The sequence below is a fragment of the Mycobacterium sp. genome (genome assembly GCF_032162105.1).
Lineage (GTDB): Bacteria > Actinomycetota > Actinomycetes > Mycobacteriales > Mycobacteriaceae > Mycobacterium.
In genome coordinates this window covers 1-8,732 of record NZ_JAVRPS010000221.1, presented here as the reverse complement: position 1 = coordinate 8,732, position 8,732 = coordinate 1, and the positions used below count along the sequence as shown (strand labels likewise).

12 protein-coding genes and 2 pseudogenes are annotated in these 8,732 nt (G+C 66.2%); 3 read left to right on the top strand and 11 right to left on the bottom strand.

From position 1 onward, the window contains the following. The 8 genes and pseudogenes from QOC69_RS11205 to QOC69_RS11170 all read right to left on the bottom strand — a co-directional run. Positions 1-301: AMP-binding protein (locus QOC69_RS11205; RefSeq protein ID WP_526439358.1), on the bottom strand; the 301-nt coding region annotated here is incomplete at its 3' end. Between the two features lie 92 nt (positions 302-393). After that, a complete protein-coding gene (locus tag QOC69_RS11200; protein WP_184436924.1) occupies positions 394-714 on the bottom strand; it encodes a DUF3349 domain-containing protein in 321 nt (106 codons plus the stop codon). Between the two features lie 66 nt (positions 715-780). Further along, positions 781-1,074, bottom strand: coding sequence for a hypothetical protein (locus tag QOC69_RS11195; protein WP_526439360.1), 294 nt, complete (start codon positions 1,072-1,074; stop codon positions 781-783). Between the two features lie 9 nt (positions 1,075-1,083). After that, positions 1,084-2,290, bottom strand: a pseudogene (locus tag QOC69_RS11190) (inorganic phosphate transporter); the annotation flags it as partial. A 96-nt stretch (positions 2,291-2,386) separates the two neighbouring features. After that, entirely contained in the window at positions 2,387-2,770 is a 384-nt protein-coding gene (locus QOC69_RS11185) for a VOC family protein (protein ID WP_526439355.1), read from the bottom strand. A gap of 141 nt (positions 2,771-2,911) precedes the next feature. Further along, positions 2,912-3,796, bottom strand: a complete 885-nt coding sequence (locus tag QOC69_RS11180) for an SDR family oxidoreductase (RefSeq protein ID WP_526439353.1) — start codon at positions 3,794-3,796, stop codon at positions 2,912-2,914. 20 nt (positions 3,797-3,816) lie between these two features. Next, positions 3,817-4,317 (bottom strand): hypothetical protein, encoded by a 501-nt coding sequence (locus QOC69_RS11175; RefSeq protein WP_526439351.1) that lies wholly within the window; start codon positions 4,315-4,317, stop codon positions 3,817-3,819. Positions 4,318-4,361: 44 nt separating this feature from the next. After that, a complete protein-coding gene (locus QOC69_RS11170) occupies positions 4,362-5,360 on the bottom strand; it encodes an SDR family NAD(P)-dependent oxidoreductase (RefSeq protein WP_526439349.1) in 999 nt (332 codons plus the stop codon). 71 nt (positions 5,361-5,431) lie between these two features. Here QOC69_RS11170 and QOC69_RS11165 point away from each other — a divergent pair, with 71 nt between their 5' ends. Further along, positions 5,432-6,406, top strand: coding sequence for a helix-turn-helix transcriptional regulator (locus QOC69_RS11165; RefSeq protein ID WP_526439347.1), 975 nt, complete (start codon positions 5,432-5,434; stop codon positions 6,404-6,406). Continuing rightward, entirely contained in the window at positions 6,403-6,897 is a 495-nt protein-coding gene (locus QOC69_RS11160) for a pyridoxamine 5'-phosphate oxidase family protein (RefSeq protein WP_526439345.1), read from the top strand. The genes QOC69_RS11165 and QOC69_RS11160 overlap by 4 nt, the downstream gene beginning before the upstream one ends. Before the next feature lie 144 nt (positions 6,898-7,041). On the opposite strand, the gene QOC69_RS11155 is transcribed toward QOC69_RS11160, so the two are convergent. From QOC69_RS11155 to QOC69_RS11145, 3 genes are all read right to left on the bottom strand, one after another. After that, the gene (locus tag QOC69_RS11155) at positions 7,042-7,515 is read right to left on the bottom strand and encodes a hypothetical protein (RefSeq protein WP_526439343.1); all 474 of its coding nucleotides are present in this window, start codon (positions 7,513-7,515) and stop codon (positions 7,042-7,044) included. After that, on the bottom strand, positions 7,512-8,075 hold the full coding sequence (locus tag QOC69_RS11150; protein ID WP_526439341.1) for a hypothetical protein: 564 nt from the start codon (positions 8,073-8,075) through the stop codon (positions 7,512-7,514). The genes QOC69_RS11155 and QOC69_RS11150 overlap by 4 nt, the downstream gene beginning before the upstream one ends. 207 nt (positions 8,076-8,282) lie before the next feature. Continuing rightward, complete coding sequence (locus tag QOC69_RS11145; RefSeq protein WP_313865533.1) at positions 8,283-8,438, bottom strand: DUF6131 family protein; 156 nt, start codon at positions 8,436-8,438, stop codon at positions 8,283-8,285. 109 nt (positions 8,439-8,547) lie between these two features. On the opposite strand from QOC69_RS11145, the pseudogene QOC69_RS11140 reads away from it, so the two are divergent. Further along, positions 8,548-8,732 (top strand): annotated as a pseudogene (locus QOC69_RS11140) (DNA-binding response regulator); the annotation flags it as partial.

The window sequence follows — 8,732 nt, the reverse complement described above, 5'->3', positions numbered from 1 at the left end:
GACTCGGGGGGACGGCCACGGGAGTGGTACCCGCCAGTGCGCTGCGCACCAGCACCTGCAGACCGGCGACGTGGTAGGCAGGCAATGCCAGCAGCCAGCTGCCCGGACCCCCGAGCCTGTCGTGGGTGGCCGATGCGCTGGCGATCAGTGCTGCCGCGGTCAGCATGGCGCCCTTCGGCACGCCGGTTGTGCCCGAAGTCGACACCACGATCGCGATGTCGTCGTCGATGTCCTCGCCGACCCGCAGTGACGTCGTCAGCAGCTCGGCCTGGCGTTCGTCGTCGGCGGGCACCGGCAGCATGGCCGGCTCCTGACCGTCGAGAACTCCCTCCAACGCCGTCAGAAGTGACAGCGTCGAAGGGAGCTCTGGAATGACGAGTGCGCGAAGTGGAGCTATGCGGAACCCGTTTCGTCGGTCGCATCCTCCGCGTCACGGGGATCGTCGAGCGGCCAACCCTTCGAGGCCAGCCGCACCCGCACCCGCTCGATGTCGTCGGGCGTTGGCAGTTCGTCGGTCAGCTGGGTGATCAGCACCCCGATGTCGACGTGGTCGAAATTGCCGCGGTTGATCAGGTCCTCCGCGACGGCCTTGACCTCGTCGTTGGTCAGCCGTGGGGTGAGTAGCGCCAGTAGTGGCACCCGGTCGGGCCCAGGCACGCCTTCGGGGTACCCGGCATTGAGCCATGTCACGATCCTGCCGAGAAATCCGTTCACAACGTCACTTCCACAAGTCGTTTTCGGGCTGCATCCATCGCCACGGTCTCGAGCGTTCGTGCGATCTTACTTCTTGTGCGGCGCCCCGAGGATGTACAGCCCGGTGTTGTGGGCGATGAAGTCGCGTGCGATGAACAGCACGCCGATGATCACCGCGGCAAACACGATGGCGAACAGAACCCAGCTCAGCGCGTTGAGCGCCGGGTTCTTCTGCGGGGCCGCACCATCATGGGAGACGACGCCGACGCCCTCGGCGTTCAGCCGCACCCCGATGGAGAACAGTGCGGGTAGTCCGGCGCCGATGATCAGGCCGGCGACGATGATCTGAAAGACGGCGGTGGGGTTGATCCAGCCATTCACGATATTTGGCCTTTCGGTCTTGGGTTCGGATGGCTCAGACGGCGGGGGTGGACTCGGCCTTGGTAGCGGGAGCCTTCTCGCTGGTGCCCGCGGTCAGGCTGCCCTCCCACTCGTCGTTGACGTTGTTGCTGTCGATCGGTGCCTTGCGCGACTGCAGCCAGATGGCGCCGGCCACTGCGACCAGCAGCAGGAAGCCGACCGCCGCACCGGCGAAGCCGCCGATGAGATGGGTGATGAAGTAGGTGACCGCACCGACGAGGGCCGCCGAGGGCAGGGTGATCAGCCAGGCGGCCGCCATCCGGCCTGCCACGCCCCAGCGCACCTCGGCGCCGGGCTTGCCGACGCCGCTGCCAAGGATCGAGCCTGTGGCGACGTGGGTGGTGGACAGCGAGAAGCCGAAGTGGCTGGACAGCAGGATGATGGCTGCCGAGGAGGTCTCCGCCGCCATGCCCTGCGGGGACTTGATCTCGACCAGGCCCTTGCCAAGGGTGCGGATGACCCGCCAACCACCGAGGTAGGTGCCGAGTGCGATCGCGGCCGCGCAGGACACGATGACCCACAGCGGCGGCAATGCGTCGGTCTTGCTGGCGGCGCCGTAGGAGATCAGCGCCAGGAAGATGATGCCCATCGTCTTCTGCGCGTCGTTGGTGCCGTGAGCCAGCGAGACCAGCGATGCCGAGCCGATCTGGCCGTAGCGGAAGCCCTTGTCGGTGCGCGCTTCCGGCACGCCGCGGACTGCCCGGTAGACCAGCCAGGTTCCGACGGTGGCGACCAGGCCCGCGACCAGCGGTGCGCAGATCGCCGGGATGACGACGGTGGACACCACGCCCTTCCAGTTGACGCCGCTGGTACCCACCGCGGCGAGCATGGCGCCGACGATGCCGCCGATCAGCGCGTGCGATGAGCTGGACGGGATGCCCAGCAGCCACGTCAGCAAGTTCCAAACGATGCCGCCGACGAGCCCGGCAAACACCAGCTCCAGGGTGACCAGGCCGGCGTCGACCAGGCCCTTGGCGATGGTCGCCGCAACCGCGGTGGACAGGAAGGCACCGACCAGGTTCAGTGATGCTGAGAGGGTCACTGCGGTTTTGGGTCCGAGGGCACCGCTGGCGATCGATGTCGCCATGGCGTTTCCGGTGTCATGGAAGCCGTTGGTGAAGTCAAATGCGAGCGCTGTGATCACGACGATGATCAGGGTGAATAGCTGTAGGTCCACGGCTGGAATTGTGGTCTTCACTTAGGCCCGCTGTAAAACCCATGCGCAAAGAATTCGCAGGTCAACGCCGATTGGTCGCGGGATGTTCTCCGTCCGTTAACCTCTGCTGTCGCGCCTCAACGGATGTGTCTCCGGAACCTGGACGAAGATCAATTTGACGCCGTCCGGATCGGTCACGTGCAACTCGTGCAAACCCCACGGTTCCCGCTTGGCTTCGCGGGCGATCGGCACGCTCCGGGACTCCAGTTCGGCCTGGGTGGCGTACACGTCGCGGACCTGAAGCCACAGGGCGCCGGGGAAGGTGCCCGGCTCGGCGGGCGTGCCGTGCCCTGCGAGCTCGATCAGCGACTGCCCTGCGTAGAAGACCGTGCCCACGCCGTACTCGCGGGCGATGGCCAAGCCGATCGCGTCGCGGTAGAAGATCAGCGACCTCTGGTAGTCGGCCGGCCGGAACAGCACCCGGCTGGCCAGGATCTCCATGGTGTCGGTTCTAACACGAGGTCGGGTTCACGCAGGCATAACGCTCCGCGTTCTGGCGCCGAAAGTGCGGTTGTTCACGCCCTTTCTCGGGCGATGTGTACAACAGCCGTACCTTCGGCGTTGGCTCGCAGGCGACCGGGACTAGCCGTTGGGTTGCACCCGCTGGCGCTTCATGAGGGCGTCGACGGCGGCCGGGGCGAAGCTGTTGACGGCGTGCGCCGTGACGGCCATCCACGGGGCGATCCGGACGGGCCTGGTGCGCGCCGCGGTCACCATCCAGTCGGCGGCCTCGTCGGCAGTCAGCCCAGGCAGCCCGTCGTACGCCCTGGTCGGCGCGATCATCGGGGTCTTGACCAGCGGGTAGAACAGCGTGGTCGAGTGCACGCCGTCCTTGCTCCACTCGGTCTCGATCACGCGGCTCACCGCCGTCAGCGCCGCCTTCGACGCGTTGTACACGGCGAACAGCGGCGACGATTCGTTCAGCACGCCCCACGTCGAGACGTTGATGATGTGCCCGTCGCCCCGTTCGCGCATGCCAGGTGCGAGGCCGCGGATCAGCCGTAGCGGCGAGTAGTAATTCAGCGTCATCGTGCGCTCGACGTCGTGCCAGCGATCAAGGGACTCGGCCAGCGGCCTGCGGATGGACCTGCCCGCATTGTTGATCAGGATGTCGATCCCGCCCAGGTCCTTTTCGAGCGTCGCGACCAGGTCGTCGATGGCATCGAGATCGGAGAGGTCGCAAGTCTGTGCTCTGGCATCGCCGCCCGCGGCGGTGATGCGGGCGGCAACGGCGTCGAGGAGCTCCTGGCGCCGCGCGACCACGACGACGGTGGCGCCCGCACGGGCCAGCTTCTCCGCACCTGCTTCGCCGATGCCGGACGACGCACCGGTGATCAGGATCCGCTTGCCCTTGAGGTCAACCGTGTCGCGGTTGGGCCGAAGGTTCAACAGCCGTTCGGACAACGGGGGCCGCATGCTGGCCAGCAGCACGCCGTCGGCGAGGCGGCGGAGGGGGCTCTTAGTCACGGGTCATGAGTTTAGGTGGCCTATTCTTCGGCCCGCGGCGACGGGCGCAGGACACAGCGGGCGAAGCCGATCCAGCAGACGATCGACGCGACGAGTGCGACGGCGACGACCAGTTGCGGTGCCGCTGCGATCTCGACGGCCACCGCGCTACGGCCCGGCACGTGGCGGTCGACTGCCGGTTTGAGCATGAACGGGAGGAGTCCCGCCACGAAGGTGGCCATGGCACCGACGACCGCGACGCCGAACGCGCCGCGCAGCGCGCCGTGGATCATGACGCCCGCCGTCAGGTACACCAGGACGGCCAACGGCAGGGGTCTCAGGCTGGCGTCGATGTGACCCGTCGTGGTCCAGCCGCCCCACCCCGTCATCTGAGCCGATCCGTCGTCGTTGTGTACGGAGAACCACGGGAACAACGTGGCCGCGACGAGCAGCGCACCGAGGGCGACGATCGCCCATTTGGTCAGTGCGGCTTCGATGGCGTGGTCCCCCGATCGCGGACGCGCGATGTTATCAAGTGACACGATTGATAACATACCTTCCCGGCGGATTCGACTCGGGTGGGCGGCTACGCCTTGAGCAGCTGTTCGCTCAGCTCCCAGAGTCGCTGCGCCGATTCCGGGTCGACGGCGTACGGCATGACGCCACCACTCGTGTCGAGCTCGCTGGCAGCGATGTCGGGATCGAACTCGGCCGTCGAGTCGTCGATCGGCGCGACGTCGTTGTCCACCAGGTAGACCCCGCCGAGGTCGGCGAGCAGCGGGCTCGTCGCACCCCACACTGTGGTCGAGGCACCCTGCTCCGGTGTCTTCATGCCGCGGGCCGGGTCGATGATCGGCTGGCCGCCCTCATCGAGCAGTCCCATCGCCCTCAGGTCGTCGCTCGTCAGCCACGATGCGAGGTTGGTCGAGACGATGCCGCCGGGATGCACTGAGTAGCCGCGGATGCCGTCGTCTGCCCAGCGCCGGTCGAGTTCGACGGCGAAGAGCACGTTGGCGGTCTTCGACTGACCGTACGCGACCATGCCGTCATATTCGCCGGTCTCGAAATGCGGATCGCCCCAAAGGATGTCGGAGAGGTGGTGGCCCCAGGAGGACAGCTCCACGACGCGAGCGCCGTTCGCCGCGCGTAGCGCAGGAAGCAGTCTGTTGGTGAGTTGGAAGTGGCCGAGGTGGTTGGTGGCGAATTGCGATTCGTACCCGCGTGCGTCGCGGACCAACTCACCGCCCATGATGCCCGCATTGTTGACGAGGATGTGCAGAGGCCGACCCGTTGCGGTGTATCGGGCGGCGAAGGCGTCGACCGACGAGGGATCCATCAGGTCGAGACGTTCGACCTCCACGCGCTCGATCCCTCCGAGTGCAGGGGCGGCGCGGTCCGGATTGCGGGTGCCGACCACGACCGACGCTCCGGCGTCGGCAAGAGCGCGGGTGGTCTCGAGGCCAAGCCCGACGTGCCCGCCGGTGACGATGACGTTGCGGCCGGTCAGGTCGATGCCCTTGAGGGCGTCGGTGGCGGTGCTGGCTGCGGTGAATCCTGAGCCGAGTGGCTGTTGTTTTTGTGTCATGCCTCCAACAACGTCGCGGCGCCGGACGATGCATGGTTGTGAGTCCGCAATTTCTGCGCGATAGTTCAGATGTGCCGACCGATCAGCTCTCCGAGGTGTTACGGCTCGTCGAAGCGCGCAGCGCGATCGGGGGCGGGTTCGCGGTCGGCGGAAAGTGGACGACGCGGTTCGAGGTGGAATTGCCGCTGAAGTTCATGGCGATGGTGCGGGGCAGTGCGGTGCTGCGCACGAACGGCGTCGTCGCTCCGATTCACATGGGCATGGGCGATGTCGTGGTTCTGAACAGTCGACGTTGGGTGACGTTGTCGGGCGGGCAGGGCGACGGGCTGGCGGCCGAATTCACGATGACCGAGGCGAACATGTTCCTGCCGGTCGACGGCCGCGACGATGATGTGCTCATTGGCGGCCACGTCGACGTCAACCGCGTCGGCACGGAGTTGTTGGTCGCCGCGCTGCCACCGGTGGTGCACGTGCGTGGCACGGGCGAGGGCACTGGGGCGAGCGAAGCGACGGGGGGAACTGCGGCGCAGCTGCGTGGACTCATAGAGCGCCTGTACGACGAGGTGATCGAAGATCGAATCGGCGCAGGCTTCGCGATCACTCAACATTCCCAACTGCTCGTCCTCGCGGTCCTGCGTGCTTACATCTCCCAGGCCGACGAGCTGCCTGCGGGCTGGCTGCGGGTGCTAGCCGACGAACGGATACGCCCCGCCGCTCGGCTGATGCATGCCGAGCCCGGAAAGCCTTGGCGGCTGGACGAATTGGCCCGTGCGTCGGCGATGTCGCGGACGTCGTTCGCCGAGCGGTTCCGGGCCGTGGCGGGCGTGCCGCCGCTGACCTATCTCAACCGCTGGCGCATGCTCCTGGCACAGCGTGCGCTTCGCGACGGCGACGCCCGCGTCGGGCCTTTGGCGGTCGAGCTCGGTTATACGTCGGAGAGCGCGTTCAGCAATGCGTTCAAACGCGAGGTCGGGGTATCGCCGCTGCGGTACCGGTCCCGGGTGCGCGATGAGTTGTCGGGTCGCGCCGAGTCGGTACCGGTATGACGATCGCGGGCACCCTCGACACCCGATTCAGCCAGGCCACCGAGCCGACCGAGTGGGCCGACGCCAACCGGGTGCTCGAAACCGCAGAACTGTACTGGCTCACCACGGTCCACCAGGACGGCCGACCGCACACCACTCCACTTGTGGGTGTGTGGGTCGACCGGTCGTTCGTGTTCTGCACCGGGCCGACGGAACAGAAGGCCCGCAACCTCGAACACCACGCGGTGCTCACCGTCGTCACCGGGACGAACACTTGGCAGGTCGGGCTCGACGTCGTGGTCGAGGGCGCGGCCGTGCGTGTCACCGGAGCGCAGAACCTGAAGGCGCTGGCCGACGTCTACCGGGCCAAGTACGGCGACGACTGGGACTTCGCCGTCGACGATGAGGTGTTCGATCCCGAGGGCGTGACCGCGCACGTGTTTCGCGTGACGCCGACGAAGGTGCTGGCGTTCGCGAAGGCGCCGCACGGGCAGACCAGGTACCGCTTCTAGCTCAGCTGTCGTTGGCCCGGCGGCCCGGGTGGAGTCCACGAACACCCCGCCGGCAGTCCTCCACGATGAAGGCCGTGGTCGCGAGGTGCTATGGCCGCCTTGCCGGTTGGGCAAGGCTGCCATCGGGTAGGGAGACTCCGAGGCTCACACCGCAAGCAGGCGCTCGAAGAACTCGCGGTAGCGCTTCAGGGCGACGCGGAGATCCTCGGTCGAGGCCTCCTCGCCGCGCGCCCATTGCTCCTCGAGTCGCGATCGCGCTTGAGTGAAGCCGGTGGTGAGCCGTTCGACGACATCGGAGACGAGGCTGTCGGCCTTCTGGACACACTCCCTGGGATCGTCGACGAAACCCGCCTGGACGTTGTCCCAGCGTGCGCGCATTCCGGCGAGTTCGTCGTCGGCGAAGAGCTCTCTCTCGGTAGACGATTCAGTCGGCTCGGTCGTGACCGTCGCTTCGGTTCGGGTGGCCGATGGTTCACTCCGAGTGGCCGACGGCTCGCGAGGCGGGCTCGTCGAATCCGATTCTGCCGCAGAAGAATCCGTCGTCTGGGTCGGGTAATCCAACGTTTCGCCTTCGTCGGCCGAGTGGGTGACTTCGGTGTGCTGGTCGTGAGTGGTCATGCGCTTGCCTCCCGTGATTCGTCGTTCTCCGTTTCAAGCAACTTCGCGAACAGCGCGCGGTAGTGAACGAATGCCTGACGCTGCTGCTCGGTGCCGACCTCGCCCTTCTGTTGCGACAGATTTATGTCGTGAGCGGCCCGGTAGTTCTCGACGACCGTGGGGTGATCGACCGAGATGTCGGCGGCTTGCCGGTCGAAGTCGTCGACGGGGTAGCCACGCTCGCGCATGACCTCGGTGACGAGCACGTCCGCTTCTCCCACCGCGCTCGACGGGTGATCGACGAAAGCCGTCTGCACCACCCGCCAGCGGTTGACGTAGCCGTCCAGCGCCGCAGGCGTCAGCGGACGGATGTCGAGCTTGTCCCGCATTCGCTCGCGCTCGGTGAGCTCCTTCTCTGCTGCCTTTTCGTCGCCGGCCTCGGATACGGTCCGCTCGTATTCGGGACCGAACCTCTGCTTGAGCCGCTCCGTGTTGCGGCGGGTCGTCTTGGTGGCGATCACGATCGCCGCGGCAAAGATCACGACCGCGGCCGCGATCAGAATCCATCCCCAATCAGGCATTTGTTGGTACCTCCTCGCGCTAGTTGGGTGGCATACCCGGGGTTTTTCCTACGGAAACGTCAATTTATTCTGGACTGAGTCCAGACACCGAATAGGCCTGTTTTACAACGATTTTCAACCTGCCTCCGTCGGCCAGCGGAGGTGGAGCAACGGCGCCACTCGCGCAGCCCTCCGACGCCATGTGGGCGAGCGACCGACGGAGGACGGTTAGAAGTAGTGGCGGCGGCCACCGACGGCGCGTCCTGCAGATCCAAGCAGGGCCAGCACCACACCGATGATGAGCAGGATGATTCCGATGGTCCACAGAATCGAGATCTTGAGTAGGAAACCGGCGATGAGCAGGATGATTCCAAGAATGATCATGGCTGCGAGCCTTTCTGATCCGCGGTCGAAGCGGTTGATCGACGCTGAATCCAGCGAACACCCCTAAGGGGTGTCGAACCACACCCCTAGGGAGGTAATCTCAATGCCCATGGCCGCCAGCGCAGATCGCCCGATCACCGTGGCGCTGGTGGACGACTACGACGTGGTGCTGATGGGCGTGGCCAAGATGTTCGACAGGTATCGCGACCGGGTGGTCATTGCCGAGCTCGACTCCAACATGGGTGTCGAGGACGCGGTCGATATCGTCCTGTACGACTCGTTCGCCCAACCGGA